Origin of the sequence: Variovorax sp. 22077 (genome assembly GCF_052044195.1) — a bacterium.
GTDB classification, from domain to species: domain Bacteria; phylum Pseudomonadota; class Gammaproteobacteria; order Burkholderiales; family Burkholderiaceae_C; genus Variovorax; species Variovorax atrisoli.
Genome location: NZ_JBQEQC010000006.1, coordinates 199,815 through 213,485, shown reverse-complemented (window position 1 = coordinate 213,485; position 13,671 = coordinate 199,815). Strand labels below are relative to the sequence as shown.

Here is a 13,671-nt window from a genome sequence, read left to right as displayed (position 1 = left end):
TACAGGGGAAAGCGACAACCGGATACAAAACCGGTCGCCCGAAAATCGGATGAGTCGATTCCTCGCTGATAAAAATCGACGCGATCAACCCCATTGGAGAATCACTTGCGCATAGCCACCTGGAACGTCAACTCCCTCACTGCGCGCCTGCAGCACGTGCTCGACTGGCTCATCGCCAATCCGGTCGACGTGCTGTGCCTGCAGGAGCTGAAGATGACGGACGACAAATTCCCGCTCGACGTGCTCAAGTCGGCAGGCTACGAGGCCGCGGTGTTCGGCCAGAAGACGTACAACGGCGTCGCGATCCTGAGCCTCGCACCCGTGCGAGACGTGGTGAAGAACATCACCGGCTTCAGCGACGACCAGTCGCGCGTGATCGCGGCCACGGTGGAGACGCCCTCGGGTCCGCTGCGCGTGGTCAACGGCTACTTCGTGAACGGCCAGGCGCCGGGCACCGACAAGTTCGAATACAAGATGAAGTGGCTCGACGCGCTGCGCGATTCGCTGCGCCAGGAGCTGGTGGCCAATCCCGACCTCGTGCTGCTGGGCGACTTCAACATCACGCCCGAGGACCGCGACAGCTTCGACCCCGTGGGCCTGAAGGAAACGATCCACCACACGACGCAAGAGCGCAACCACTTCAAGGCGCTGCTCGACCTGGGCCTGAAGGACAGCTTCCGCATGTTCGAGCAGCCCGAGAAGAGCTATTCGTGGTGGGACTACCGCATGCTGGGCTACCAGAAGAACCGCGGGCTGCGCATCGACCACATCCTGGTGAGCGAGTCCCTGGTGCCCAGCGTGAAGGGCTGCGTCATCGACCGCGTGCCGCGCAAGTGGGAAAAGCCGAGCGACCATGCGCCGGTGGTGCTCGACCTCGACCGGGGTGGCTGAACCATGGTCGCGCGCAAACTTGCGCTGATCGCCATTGCGCTGTCGCTCTCGGCCTGCTCGCTGCTGAAGCCGGCCGACAAGGCCGAGGAAGGCGACAAGGGGACCGTCGCCGCGCCCGCCGGGGAAACCGCCACCGATGGCCGCGAGGTGGCGACGGTGCGCCTCATCACCGCGCAGACGCCCGTGGTTCGCGCCTACCGGAAGATCGGCGCTCGCCACATCTACAACAAGTACGCGAACCTCATCTACAAGGGCAAGCTGCCGCCGCTCGTTTACGCGGTCGTGGTGGTGGAGACCGACATCGATGCGACGGGCAAGGTGGTAAACGTCACCTTCAGCCGCACGCCCAGCCATGCGCCCGAAGTGGCGCCGAAGATCGCAGAGATGATCAAGGCCGCGTCGCCGCTGCCCAATCCGGGCAAGCTCGGCGCCCACACCTACGTGGACACCTGGCTCTGGGACCGCAGCGACAAGTTCCAGATCGATTCGCTGACGCAGGGGCAGAGAAGCCGCTGAAAGAGCGGGAAAAGAAAAAGGCCCTGAGAGGGCCTTTTTCATTCGATGCCGAGTTCCTGGATCTTCCGGGTGATGGTGTTGCGGCCGATGCCGAGCTTCTGTGCCGCCTCGATGCGTCGGCCCCGCGTGTTGGCCAGCGCGGTGAGGATCAGTCTCGACTCGAAACGGCGCGAGAGCACATCCCACACGTCGGTGCGGCCGGCGGCCAGCAGGGCCTGGGCCTCGGCTTCGAGGCCGCTCTCCCAGTTGCTGACGCTGGCTGGAGCTGCGGGGGCGTGGGCCTCCGCAGGCTCGGAGAAGACGTGCCCCGATGGCATCGCCTCGCCGCTTGCCGTGGCGGGCAGCGAGGGGGCCGGCTGATGTGCCGCCGTCACGTTCGACGCGAGTGCCGGCGCTTCGCCTGCGGCATGCGCCTCGGCGGTCGTGCCACCGGCCATCATCACTTCGGGCGGCAGGTCCTTCGCCTCGATCAGCTGGGCCGGCGCCATCACCGTGAGCCAGTGGCAGATGTTCTCCAGCTGGCGCACGTTGCCGGGGAAGTTGAAGGCCGCCAGCTTGGCGAGCGCCGCATCTGAGATGCGCTTGGGCTCGACGCCGAGCTGCCGCGCGCTCACCTGCAGGAAGTGGCGCGTGAGCGCGGGCACGTCCTCGCCGCGCTCGCGAAGTGCGGGCAGGCGCAGGCGGATCACGTTGAGGCGGTGGAACAAGTCTTCGCGGAAGCCGCCGAGCTTCACGCGCTGCTCCAGGTCCTGGTGGGTCGCCGCGATGACGCGCACGTTGGCCTTCACCGAGTTGTGGCCGCCCACGCGGTAGAAATGGCCGTCGCTCAGCACGCGCAGCAGACGCGTCTGCAGGTCGAAGGGCATGTCGCCGATTTCGTCGAGGAAGAGCGTGCCGCCCTCGGCCTGCTCGAAGCGGCCGCGGCGCATGGTCTGTGCGCCGGTGAAGGCGCCGCGCTCGTGGCCGAAGAGTTCGCTCTCCAGCAGGTCCTTGGGGATCGCGGCGGTGTTGATGGCCACGAAGGGCCCGTTGGCGCGGGGCGAATGCTTGTGCAGCGCGCGCGCCACCAGCTCCTTGCCCGAGCCCGACTCGCCGGTGATGAGCACCGTGACGTTGCTCTGCGAGAGCCGTCCGATGGCACGGAACACGTCCTGCATGGCGGGCGCCTGGCCGAGCATCTCGGGTGCGGCGACCATGCGCTCCTCCGCCACTTCCTCGCGCTGGCTTTCGTCGACCGCGCGGCGGATGAGCTCGACCGCGCGCGGCAGGTCGAAGGGCTTCGGCAGGTATTCGAAGGCGCCGCCCTGGAAGGCTGAGACCGCGCTGTCGAGGTCGGAGAACGCCGTCATGATGATGACGGGCAGGCCCGGATGCATGGCCTTGATCTTGTCGAGCAGGTCGAGCCCGGAACCGCCGGGCATGCGAATGTCGCTTACCAGGACCTGGGGTGCGAGTTGGTCGTCGTCGGCGGCCTGTTCGAGTGCTGCCAGCACCTCGCGCGTATTGGTGAAACTGCGCGTGGGCAGGTCTTCGCGCAGCAGAGCCTTCTCGAGCACGAAGCGAATCGATTGGTCGTCATCAACTATCCAGATCGGCTTCATGCATCTCCTCTGTTGCCGGTGGCTGCGCTAGGGCAGCGGTATCAATATCTTGAAATCGGTTCGGCCCGGGACGCTGTCGCACTCGATCACGCCGTGATGCTGTTGCACAAAAGTTTGTGCGAGCGTCAATCCCAGCCCTGTCCCGCCTTCCCTGCCCGATACGAGCGGATAGAAGATGCGGTCCTTGATCGTGTCCGGCACACCCGGTCCATTGTCGATTACATGCAATTCCAGTGCCAGTCGATACCACTGCTTGTTGAAGATCACCTGGCGGGCCACCCGCGTCTTGAAAGTGATCTGCGCGTCACCCGCCGCGCGGCGCTCGGCCAGCGCCTGCGCCGCGTTGTGCGCGATGTTCAGCGTGGCCTGGATGAGCTGCTCCCGGTCGCCGCGGAACTCGGGAATGGAGACGTCGAAGTCGCGTTCGATGTGCAGGTCGCGCGGAAACTCCGCGAGGATGACCGAGCGCACGCGCTCGCAGACTTCGTGGATGTTGACGTCGCCCACCACGTGCGGGCGGCGGTGCGGTGCCAATAGGCGGTCGACCAGCGTCTGCAGCCGGTCGGCCTCGTGGATGATGACCTGCGTGTACTCGATGAGGTCACGCGACTCGACCTCCATCTGCAACAGCTGCGCCGCGCCGCGGATGCCGCCCAGCGGGTTCTTGATCTCGTGCGCAAGGTTGCGGATGAGTTCCTTGTTCGCCTGCGCCTGGTCGATGAGGCGCTCCTCGCGGTCCTGCCGCACCTGCTGCTCCAGCGGCGACATCTCGATGATGAGCTCGCCCTTCTTCTCGCCCTGCGCAAGCGAGACCTGCACCGGCATCAGCTCGTGGTTCACTCGGCGCAGCAAGGCCTCGTAGCGCAGCGTGGCGAAGTCGTTGCTGCTCGCGCCGTCGATGGCAGTGCGCAGCACCTGCGGCTCGTGGAAGCACGCACCGAACTGCGAACCCTCGAGCGTGCGGCGCGAAGTGCCGAGCGCGTCTTCGAGCCCTGCGTTGGCGAACAGCACCGAGCCCTTGCTGTCGACCACCGCGATCAGCGTGGACAACAGGTCGAAGGACTGAAAGCGCGAATTGGCGCCGACCGCCTTCTTCCCGAACACCATGATGACGACGACTACTGTTGCTTGGCCGGCAGGCGGCCAAGCTCGCGGCGGATGCCGGCGATGTCGCTCTCGTTGCGTGCGAGCTCCGCCTTCATCTCGGCGACCCGGTCCAGGTACTTCTGGTAGTTGCGGCCCTCGCTGCCCTGCTTCTCGGGCTCGCCGTTGTTGTATTCCTTCTGCAGTTCGGCCTGCCGCGCCTCGGCCTTGCGAAGCTCGGCTTCGAGCACCGCGCGCGCCTCGCCGTCACGGGCACGCTGGTCGACGCCTTCGACCCGCGGGCTGCCTGCAGGCGACCGCGCAGCGGACGAGCCGCCCGACGACGAGGAAGAAGAAGACGATCCACCGCCCGAAGCCCTCGTGCCCTGCACCACCGTGACGTTGCCGCCTTCCATGACCTTGCAGCCCTTCTGCTGCGCGATGGTCGCGTTGTTCGTGTACTCGTTGCCGCAACGCCAGACGCGCTCCTGCGAAAGCGCCGGCAACGCGAGCAACGAACCGGCCAGGAAAATGAGGGAAGCAGTCTTCATATGTATCGGTAGAGGGCGGCAACAGGGCTGCATTTTCGTGCAATTCGACGCGAACAGTGACCAGATGTTCCGCCCCAAAGAAAAAGGACGGCCAAGCCGTCCTTCATAACCCATCAGGCTTACAAGCCACCAACCTCTTCGCGGGGGACACCACGGAACCGGCTTTGCCGGGCCGTTGGTGTCGCCCCCGGAAGGGGGTTGGCGAAGCGACACGAAGTGCGCGAAGCCTGGGGGCGAACCAATTACAACGAGTAGTACATGTCGAACTCGACCGGATGGGTCGCCATGCGGAAGCGCGTGACTTCCTGCATCTTCAGTTCGATGTACGCATCGATGTAGGCATCGGTGAACACGCCGCCCTTGGTCAGGAACGCACGGTCCTTGTCCAGGTATTCCAGGGCCTGGTCGAGGCTGTGGCAGACGGTCGGGATCAGCGCGTCTTCTTCCGGCGGCAGGTGGTACAGGTCCTTGCTGGCGGCTTCGCCCGGATGGATCTTGTTTTCCACGCCGTCGAGACCGGCCATCAGCAGGGCCGAGAAGCCCAGGTACGGGTTCATCAGCGGATCGGGGAAGCGCGCTTCGACGCGACGGCCCTTCGGGTTGGCCACGAACGGGATGCGGATCGAGGCCGAGCGGTTCTTGGCCGAGTAGGCCAGCTTCACCGGGGCTTCGAAGCCGGGCACCAGGCGCTTGTAGCTGTTGGTGCCGGGGTTCGTGATGGCGTTCAGGGCGCGGGCGTGCTTGATGATGCCGCCGATGTAGTGCAGGGCGAAGTCAGAGAGACCTGCATAGCCGTCGCCGGCGAACAGGTTCTTGCCGTCCTTCCAGACCGACTGGTGCACGTGCATGCCGGAGCCGTTGTCGCCGACGATGGGCTTGGGCATGAAGGTGGCGGTCTTGCCGTAGGCGTGGGCCACGTTGTGGATCACGTACTTCTGCAGCTGGACCCAGTCGGCGCGCTGCAGCAGCGTGCTGAACTTGGTGCCCAGTTCCATCTGGCCGGCGTTGGCCACTTCATGGTGATGCACTTCGACCGGGATGCCCAGCGATTCGAGCACCAGGCACATTTCCGAGCGCATGTCCTGGAAGCTGTCGACCGGGGGAACCGGGAAGTAGCCGCCCTTGACCGCGGGACGGTGGCCGGTGTTGCCGTGCTCGAATTCCTTGTCGGTGTTCCACGAGGCTTCTTCGGATTCGATCTTCACGAAGCAGCCCGACATGTCGTTCTTCCAGCGCACGCCGTCGAACACGAAGAATTCGGGTTCCGGACCGAAGTAGGCGGTGTCGCCCAGGCCCGATGCCTTCATGTAGGCCTCGGCGCGCTTGGCGAGCGAACGGGGGTCGCGCTCGTAGGCCTTGCCGTCGGCGGGATCGATCACGTCGCAGGTCAGGATCAGCGTCGTTTCTTCGAAGAACGGGTCGATGTTGGCGGTGTTCGGGTCGGGCATGAGCTGCATGTCCGAAGCTTCGATCCCCTTCCAGCCGGCGATGGACGAGCCGTCGAATGCGTGGCCCGAGGTGAATTTGTCTTCATCGAAAGCCGAGACCGGCACGGTCACGTGCTGCTCTTTGCCGCGGGTGTCGGTGAAGCGGAAGTCGACGAACTTGACCTCGTTTTCCTTGACGAGCTTGAGTACATCGGCGACGGTCTTTGCCATCAGTTTCTCCTGAGTTGGATGGTGGTTAGGAATGCGGGGATGCGGGATGCAGTTTCTGTGCCATTGTCACCTCACCCGGTGAGGCTTTGATGGCAGTCTGGCAGCCCAAATGAAGGCAGAAAATCACTATTTTGGTGCAATTGATTTCAGCGCACCAATTCGGGGCCAAGCTTGGCATCGAAAGTGTGCAGGCCTTCGATCAGCTGGGCATAGGCGGCGTCGAGCCGGGCGGCCTCACCCTTGACGCCCAGCTCGATATGCCGGCCGTAGGTGGGGTGATCGACGCTCGGCAGACTGAACACCTTGACGCCTGCGTGGGTGGCCTCGATGGCCTCCATGAGCGGGGTCAGGGTGGCCTCCATGGCACCGAAAACGATCACGGACTTCTCGGCGACGGCGTTGGTGGCGAACAGGCCGGCGTAGCGGCCGTCGAGCACGGATTCGATCATCGGCCAGGCCATGACGGGAAAACCCGGCACGAAATGCACGTCGCCGACGCTGAAGCCCGGGATCTTGTTGTAGGGGTTGTAGATGAGCGTGGCGCCCTGCGGAAAGACGCCCATGTTGAGCCGGTGCACGTTGTCGGCCCGGTCGGGCTCATAGGGCAGGCCCTGCTCGCGCGCGGTGTCCTGCATGCGCTCGCGAATCAGCAGTTCGGCCTCAGGATGGAGCGCCAGCGGCACGCCGAGCGCCTTGGCGGCGCACTGGCGGGTGTGATCGTCGGGGGTGGCGCCGATGCCGCCGGTCGAGAAGACGATGTCGCCCGAGGCGAAGGCGCGCTGCAGCGCCGCGGTGATACGCGCGGGCTCGTCGCCCACGTATTCGGCCCAGCTCAGCTGCAGGCCGCGCGCGGCGAGCAGCTCGATGACCTTGGCCATGTGCTTGTCGGCACGCTTGCCGGAAAGGATCTCGTCGCCGACGACGATGAGACCGAATGTGCGAGTCATGGTGAACCCCATTGGGAAAGAGCGGCCTTGCTGGCCTCGTCGGCCTCGATGGCGGGCACGCCGGCTGCCGCCGAGGCCTCCGCGGCCGCACGCAGGGCGCGCAGCTGCGCGAGCGCGTCGAGGCAGTAGTGGGCGAACCAGAGGGCCGAGAAGGCGAAGACCAGGGTGTAGATCCAGATGGCGATCGGGATCAGCACGAAGAAAGCGGCGGCGAACAGCAGGCCCGACGCCCAGACGATGCTTGGCGCAGCGCCCAGGTAGCCGCACAGCACGCCGATGCACAGCAGCGGCAGCCGGTGTGCGCGGATGAGCGCGACGCGTTCCTCGGGGCTGGCGTGCTCGGCCAGCGAATCAAAGCTCATCACGCGGTAGGTGAGCCAGCCCCAGATCAGCGGCGGCAATATCAGCACCAGCGGCGGAATGAGCCACAGTGGCATCGACACCACCAGCGCGATCACCGCCAGCACGGTGGCCCCCAGCGAGCGCGCCACGCTGCCGAAGAAGGAAGCGCCCTTCTTCTGCTCGAGCCCCGGAAAGCGCCGCTCGGCCACCAGCCTGGTCAGGGCGGGTGCCATGAACCCGGCCACGATCAGCAGGCAGACCACCACGATCACCGGCGTGGCGGCGAACACCACCACCAGCGATGCCAGCACGGAAGTGACGTCACCCGAGAAGAGACGGCCGATCCACGACCAGAAGCTCGACAGCAGCGGCCAGGCGTCGAGTGCGCCGCGGGTCCAGGCCACGGCGGCGTCCCAGTAGAAGTAGCCCAGCGCCGCGGCCAGCACGATCATCAGCCCCAACGGCAGCAGCGACAGCACGATCACGCGCGGCAGCATGCAGTAGGCGACCGCGCGCCAGAAGGAGTCGAGGAGCAGGCGCATGAGGCAGCGAGGATAACCTCTGGGGAGCGCCCTTCAGGCGCCGTAGCCCCTCAGCCGCGACCGACCATTCGCTTCAGCCCCAGCCATTGCTGGGCCCAGAAGCCGCGGCCGTAGTCGCGCACGTGGCCGTCGGCACGGGGTTCGACCTGGTCGCGGATACCGGTCGGGTCGTAGCGGTCCTCGAAGTTGGCGGTGCGAAAGAGCATGTCCCACCATGGCAGCAGCACGCCGAAGTTGTGGCCCCCGAGGGTGCTGGCGCCTTTCGATTCATGGCCTAGCCCGATGCTGTGGTGCAGCCGGTGGAAGCGCGGGCTGATCCACAGCCGCTCGCCGATGGCGCCGAAGCTCAGCCTCAGGTTGGCATGCTGCAGGCTCTCGCTGAGCTGGGTGAAGGCGACGAACGCGATGAACTGCCCCGGCGCCACGCCGATGAGCTGCGCCACGATGACGATCAGCGCGTCGTGGATGATGTCGTCGAGCAGGTGGTTGCGGTCGTCGCTCCACATCGTCATCTGGCGCTGCGAGTGGTGCAGCGAATGCAGTCCCCACCACCAGTTGAACTGGTGCTGGCCTCGGTGGATCCAGTAGCCGACGAAATCGAGCACGACGAGGTAGATGGCGAAGGCCACCCACGGGATGTCGGTGACGCCGGGCCACACCTCGTCGAGGTGGAAGGTGCCCCACCCCGCCGTGCGCAGCGCGCCCATGGCGTCGTCGAAGAAGGGCTGCAGCGTGAAGAAGATCGCCAGCCGGAACAGGCCGAGGCGGTGGATCAGCGTGTAGAGCATGTCGATGCGGATCGCATGGCGGTCCGCCACCGGTTCCACCGAGCGCCAGCGCTGCAGCGGCCCGATGACGGCGATGAGCACCAGGATCTGGATCAGCCCAACCAGCAGCCAGCCGGTGGCGTCGAAGGCATCCTCGGTCCAGCCGCCCAGGCCCACGGCGTAGACCAGCGGCTGTACGGCGGTTTCGAAGAACCAGCCCTGCAGGGCGGAAAAGGCGTCTGTCAGCCAGTCGATCACGATCGGGAAAACTCGTCGTTCAGTTTTTCAGGGATGGGAGGCGATCCAGCCCTTGAAGTCCGGATGCTGGCGCAGCGTACGGAAGCAGAAGCCCTTGGCCTTCAGGCCGACGATCAGCGGCTCGAGGTTGGCGGGCGCCCACGGTTCCTTGCGCGACCAGATGCCCAGGTGGGCGAGCAGGATGTCGCCGGGGCGGATGGTGTCCAGCGCCTGCGTCAGCAGCTTCGCGTTGCTGAATTTCTCGCTCGGCAGTTCGTCGCCGAGGAATCCGGCACTCGCCCAGCCCACGTATTTGTAACCACAGCCCTCGGCCGCAGCCAGGAGCGCGGGCGAGGTCTTGCCACCCGGCGCGCGATACAGCGGCAGTGGCTTCTTGCCGGTGACCGCCGCCAGCCGGTCGGAAGCCTTCCTGATGTTGGCGCAGTACTCGGCCGCGCTCCAGGTCGATTCCTTGCCGTTCTGCGGGCCGGCCGAAGGCCTGATGCGGAAGCTGGGAGGCGTGCCCTTCACGTCGCCGCGCCAATAGGCGTGGTCATAGGTGTGGGAGCCGAATTCGTTGCCTTCGGCCGCCCTCGCCTTCCACCAGGGCGCCCAGTGGTCGTCGAGGCTGTCGCCGTCGGTCTGGGTGCGCTCGGCGGCGGCGAAGAAGGTGACGCGCACGTCCTGGCGCTTGAGCACGTCGGCCACCAGGGGCGCGATGCCCATGTGGCCGGTGTCGAAGGTCAGGTAGACGGGCTTCTCGCAGGCGGCCGGCTCCTGCGCCGCCCAGGCGCCGGGCGCGAGCGCCGCCGCCAGGACGACCATGGAGGCCGCAGCGGCGACCCCGGCGCGCCTAGATGCGCTTCGCATGGTCCAGGGTCCACACGCCGTGCGGCGAGCGTCCGACGTTGACCTGGCGCACGACCTTGTTGCTGGCCAGGTCGACCACGCTGAGCTTCTTGGCCCAGCGCGAGGTCACGTAGAGCGTCTTGCCGTCGGCAGAGACGTCCATGCAGTCGGGGCCGCCGGGCACCGGGTAGGTCGCGACCACCTTCAGCGTCGCCAGGTCGATGCGGCTGATGGTGTTGGCCACGCGGTTGCTCACGAACACGGTCTTGCCGTCGCCGGCCGACCGGAAGGCATGGGCGCCCTTGCCGGTGGGGATCTTGCCGACCAGCTTGGGCTCGGCGCCCGCCACGTCGAACACCTGCACGCCATCGCTGCCGGTCAGGCCGACGAGCAGGGTCTTGTCGTTGTGCACGCCGAAGATGTCGGCCGGCATGGCGCCGGTGGCGACGCGCCACTTGATGGTCTGGGTGGGCAGGTCGACGGCGATCATCTCGTCGCTGTCCTGCATCGTCACGTAGGCGATGGTGCTGGTGTTGTCGATCCAGATGTGGCTGGGCGTCTTGCCGCTGGCGATGCGCTTGGCCAGCTTCAGGTCCTTGCCGTCCCAGCGGTAGACGTCGACGTGGTTCAGCCGGTTGCCGGCCGTCACGAACCACTTCATGTCGCGCGAGAACTGCAGCTGGTACGGATCGATGATCCCGTAGACCACGCGCTGGACTTCCGCCGTGCGGGGGTTCAGGAAGGTCAGCGAGTCGCCCGCCGAATTGGCCACGATGACCGACTTCTCGTCGGGCGTCATGTAGATGTGGTGCGGCTCCTTGCCGGTGGGAATGCGCAGCTTTTCCGTCCAGTCGACGGGATTGATCACGCTGACGTTCGCGTCCAGCGAGTTGAGCACGAAGATCGGAGGGGGTTCCGGCGCTGCGGCGGCGGTGTGGGCCGCGAAGGCCGTCATGCAGGCAAGCAGGAAAGCCGCAAGGCGGCCGTTCGGTCGGGCAGGGAGTCGCAAGGGAAGATTCCGGGAGAGAGTTCGGAATGTTAACGGCCGGCCCTTAAGACTGGCTGACCGGAATCGTGCCCTTTTCCCTCGTTTCCCTGCGTTTTTCCCCTTCTACTTCAATGCCTTGGCGGGCCTGGCCGGTGCGCGCAGGCCCGCGACCTCGTCGGCCGTCAGCCAGCGCCACTGCCCGGGCGCGAGGTCGGCTGGCAGCGCCAGGTCGCCGATGCGCGAGCGATGCAGCCCCTCCACCCGGTTGCCGACCGCCGCCAGCATGCGCTTGACCTGGTGGTACTTGCCCTCGGTGAGGGTGAGCCGCAGGTGCAGCGGGCCGTCGGACTCGCAGGCGGCGGCGCGTACCGGCTTCGGATCGTCGTCGAGCACCACGCCGGCCAGCAGTTTCGCGATCTGCGCCTCGTCCACCGGGTGCTTGGCCGTCACCTCGTAGACCTTGGGCACGTGGTGCTTGGGCGAGCCCATCTTGTGGATGAACTGGCCGTCGTCGGTCAGGAGCAGCAGGCCGGTGGTGTCCTGATCGAGCCGGCCGATGGCCTGCACGCCCTGCACTGCGCCCTTGTTGGGCCGCAACCGCAGCGGCGACGGCAGCAGCGTGTAGATGCTCGGATAGGTCGAGGGCTTCTGCGAGCACTCGGTGCCGGCGGGCTTGTGCAGCATCAGGTAGGCCTTCTCGTGGTACTCCCACGGGGTGCCCTGCACTGTGTACTGAAGGCCCTCGGGGTCGAGATCGGCGAAGGGGTCGATCACCGCCTTGCCGTCGATGGTCACGAGGCCTTGCTGGACAAGGCCCGCGCACACGCGGCGCGTGCCGAAGCCCTGGGTGAATAGGATGTCTTGCAGGTGCATGGGAAATGAAAAAAGCGGCCGCGCCGTCAAGGGCACGACCGCCTTCGAGTTTGCCGCAGGATCAGTAGCCTGCCGCCAGGCCCGTGTTGCGGCGCGGGTCGTTGGCGCCGTAGAAGCGGTTGTTGCCCACCGGCTTGCCGCCCAGCGAGGGCGCGCCGACGATGATCGCGGCGAGGTGGTTCGCCGGCTGCGGCACGCCCAGGTTGTGGCCCATGTCGGTCAGGATCTTGCGCGTGTCGGGGCTCAGCGCGTAGGTCTCGACGTTGGTGACGTCGGGCAGCCACTGCTGGTGGAAGCGCGGCGCGTCGACGGCTTCCTGCACGTTCATGCCGTAGTCGATGGCATTGATCATGGTCAGCATCACCGCGGTGATGATGCGGCTGCCACCCGGGGTGCCGACCACCATCACCGGCTTGCCGTCCTTGGACACGATGGTCGGGCTCATCGAGCTCAGCGGGCGCTTGCCCGGCTCGATCTTGTTGGCCTCGCCCTGCACCAGGCCGTAGAGGTTGGGCACGCCCACCTTCGAGGTGAAGTCGTCCATCTCGTCGTTCAGCAGCACGCCGGTCTTGGCGGCCGTGACCTTGGCGCCGAACCAGTCGTTCAGCGTGTAGGTCACCGAGACCGCGTTGCCCCACTTGTCGGCGATCGAGTAGTGGGTGGTGTTGCTGCCTTCATGCGGTGCGACGCCGGGCTTGATGTCCTTGGAGACACCGGCCTTCTTCGGGTCGATGACGGCGCGGATCTTCTCGGCGTAGCCCTTGTCGAGCAGCCGGTCGAGCGGGTTCTTCACGAAGTCGGGGTCGCCCAGGTAGCTGTTGCGGTCCACGTAGGCGTGGCGCATGGCCTCGATCTGGTAGTGCACGGCCTGTGCCGAGCGGTAGCCCAGGTCCTTGAGCGGATAGCCCTCGAGGATGTTGAGCATCTCGCAGATGATCACGCCGCCCGAGCTCGGCGGGGGCGCCGACACGACGCGGTAGCCGCGGTAGTCGCACTCCACGGGGGCCATTTCGCGCGTCTTGTACTGATCGAGGTCGGCCTGCGTGATCAGGCCCTTGCCAGCCTGGCTGGAGGCCACGATGGCGTTGCCGACCCAGCCCTTGTAGAAGCCGTCGGTGCCCTTGGCGCTGATCTCGCGCAGGGTCTTGGCCAGGTCCTTCTGCACCAGCTTGTCGCCCACTTTGTAGGGCTCGCCCTTGTTCAGGAAGATGGCGGCCGTGGCCGGGTCTTCCTTGAAGTCGGCCGTGGCGGTGGCGAGCAGGTCGATGTCGCCCTGCTCCAGCGCGAAGCCCTTCTCCGCCAGCTGGATCGACGGGGCGAGCAGCTCGCCGCGCTTCATGGTGCCGTACTTCTCGCGCGCGTATTCCATGCCCGAGACGCTGCCGGGCACGCCCACGGCGAGGTGGCCCTTGGTGCTCAGGCCCTTGATGACGTTGCCGTCCTTGTCGAGGTACATGTTGGCCGTGGCGGCCAGCGGGGCCTTCTCGCGGAAATCGAGGAAGGTCTTGCGGCCGTCGGCCAGCTGCACGGTCATGAAGCCGCCGCCGCCGAGGTTGCCCGCCGCGGGATAGACCACCGCCAGCGCATAGCCCACGGCCACCGCCGCGTCGACTGCGTTGCCGCCGCGCTTGAGCACGTCAACGCCGACCTTGGTGGCCAGGTGCTGGGCACTCACGACCATGCCGTTCTCGGCGGCGACGGGCGCCACCGACGCCGCGTGCGTCGCGCCGGCCGCGGCCAGCGCGAGCACCGCCGCGACGGCGCCCCTCAGCTTGGGAGTCCAGTGGATTTGTTGCATGTTGAAGTCTCCTCTAGAGCGTGTTGAA

The 13,671-nt window shown here is 66.3% G+C and carries 13 protein-coding genes; 2 read left to right on the top strand and 11 right to left on the bottom strand.

Annotated elements, in window-relative coordinates; all coding sequences use genetic code 11:
- The first annotated feature begins 105 nt into the window (after nt 1–105).
- Nucleotides 106–891: an exodeoxyribonuclease III gene (xth, locus tag ACTJLF_RS11050; RefSeq protein WP_019654796.1), complete on the top strand. Its 786-nt coding sequence runs from the start codon at nt 106–108 to the stop codon at nt 889–891.
- Nucleotides 892–894: 3 nt separating this feature from the next.
- Complete coding sequence (locus tag ACTJLF_RS11045; RefSeq protein ID WP_354421497.1) at nt 895–1,407, top strand: hypothetical protein; 513 nt, start codon at nt 895–897, stop codon at nt 1,405–1,407.
- A gap of 38 nt (nt 1,408–1,445) precedes the next feature.
- Here the strand turns inward: ACTJLF_RS11045 and ntrC are convergent, their stop codons facing one another.
- The 11 genes from ntrC to ggt form a co-directional block, all read right to left on the bottom strand.
- The gene (ntrC, locus tag ACTJLF_RS11040) at nt 1,446–3,008 is read right to left on the bottom strand and encodes a nitrogen regulation protein NR(I) (protein ID WP_019654794.1); all 1,563 of its coding nucleotides are present in this window, start codon (nt 3,006–3,008) and stop codon (nt 1,446–1,448) included.
- A gap of 27 nt (nt 3,009–3,035) precedes the next feature.
- A complete protein-coding gene (gene glnL / locus ACTJLF_RS11035) occupies nt 3,036–4,115 on the bottom strand; it encodes a nitrogen regulation protein NR(II) (protein WP_019654793.1) in 1,080 nt (359 codons plus the stop codon).
- Nucleotides 4,116–4,126: 11 nt separating this feature from the next.
- Nucleotides 4,127–4,642 (bottom strand): hypothetical protein, encoded by a 516-nt coding sequence (locus tag ACTJLF_RS11030; RefSeq protein WP_019654792.1) that lies wholly within the window; start codon nt 4,640–4,642, stop codon nt 4,127–4,129.
- 242 nt (nt 4,643–4,884) lie between these two features.
- Complete coding sequence (gene glnA, locus ACTJLF_RS11025) at nt 4,885–6,300, bottom strand: type I glutamate--ammonia ligase (protein WP_019654791.1); 1,416 nt, start codon at nt 6,298–6,300, stop codon at nt 4,885–4,887.
- A gap of 146 nt (nt 6,301–6,446) precedes the next feature.
- Nucleotides 6,447–7,247, bottom strand: coding sequence for a competence/damage-inducible protein A (locus tag ACTJLF_RS11020; RefSeq protein ID WP_184605410.1), 801 nt, complete (start codon nt 7,245–7,247; stop codon nt 6,447–6,449).
- Nucleotides 7,244–8,131: an EI24 domain-containing protein gene (locus ACTJLF_RS11015; protein WP_019654789.1), complete on the bottom strand. Its 888-nt coding sequence runs from the start codon at nt 8,129–8,131 to the stop codon at nt 7,244–7,246. The genes ACTJLF_RS11020 and ACTJLF_RS11015 overlap by 4 nt, the downstream gene beginning before the upstream one ends.
- Nucleotides 8,132–8,181: 50 nt before the next feature.
- Entirely contained in the window at nt 8,182–9,156 is a 975-nt protein-coding gene (locus tag ACTJLF_RS11010) for a sterol desaturase family protein (protein ID WP_440883060.1), read from the bottom strand.
- Between the two features lie 27 nt (nt 9,157–9,183).
- A complete protein-coding gene (locus ACTJLF_RS11005; RefSeq protein WP_440883059.1) occupies nt 9,184–10,005 on the bottom strand; it encodes a polysaccharide deacetylase family protein in 822 nt (273 codons plus the stop codon).
- Nucleotides 9,989–10,993: a YVTN family beta-propeller repeat protein gene (locus ACTJLF_RS11000; RefSeq protein WP_019654786.1), complete on the bottom strand. Its 1,005-nt coding sequence runs from the start codon at nt 10,991–10,993 to the stop codon at nt 9,989–9,991. Before ACTJLF_RS11000 ends, ACTJLF_RS11005 begins: the two co-directional genes overlap by 17 nt.
- Nucleotides 10,994–11,095: 102 nt before the next feature.
- Nucleotides 11,096–11,845, bottom strand: coding sequence for a pseudouridine synthase (locus ACTJLF_RS10995; protein ID WP_019654785.1), 750 nt, complete (start codon nt 11,843–11,845; stop codon nt 11,096–11,098).
- A 61-nt stretch (nt 11,846–11,906) separates the two neighbouring features.
- Entirely contained in the window at nt 11,907–13,643 is a 1,737-nt protein-coding gene (ggt, locus tag ACTJLF_RS10990) for a gamma-glutamyltransferase (RefSeq protein ID WP_126185474.1), read from the bottom strand.
- Nucleotides 13,644–13,671 lie beyond the last annotated feature (28 nt).

Coding starts and splice junctions, on each gene's coding strand:
- ACTJLF_RS11045 (WP_354421497.1), top strand. CDS start 895: ATGGTCGCGCGCAAACTTGCGCTGATCGCCATTGCGCTGTCGCTCTCG.
- ntrC (WP_019654794.1), bottom strand. CDS start 3,008: ATGAAGCCGATCTGGATAGTTGATGACGACCAATCGATTCGCTTCGTG.
- glnL (WP_019654793.1), bottom strand. CDS start 4,115: ATGGTGTTCGGGAAGAAGGCGGTCGGCGCCAATTCGCGCTTTCAGTCC.
- ACTJLF_RS11030 (WP_019654792.1), bottom strand. CDS start 4,642: ATGAAGACTGCTTCCCTCATTTTCCTGGCCGGTTCGTTGCTCGCGTTG.
- glnA (WP_019654791.1), bottom strand. CDS start 6,300: ATGGCAAAGACCGTCGCCGATGTACTCAAGCTCGTCAAGGAAAACGAG.
- ACTJLF_RS11020 (WP_184605410.1), bottom strand. CDS start 7,247: ATGACTCGCACATTCGGTCTCATCGTCGTCGGCGACGAGATCCTTTCC.
- ACTJLF_RS11015 (WP_019654789.1), bottom strand. CDS start 8,131: ATGCGCCTGCTCCTCGACTCCTTCTGGCGCGCGGTCGCCTACTGCATG.
- ACTJLF_RS11005 (WP_440883059.1), bottom strand. CDS start 10,005: ATGCGAAGCGCATCTAGGCGCGCCGGGGTCGCCGCTGCGGCCTCCATG.
- ACTJLF_RS10995 (WP_019654785.1), bottom strand. CDS start 11,845: ATGCACCTGCAAGACATCCTATTCACCCAGGGCTTCGGCACGCGCCGC.
- ggt (WP_126185474.1), bottom strand. CDS start 13,643: ATGCAACAAATCCACTGGACTCCCAAGCTGAGGGGCGCCGTCGCGGCG.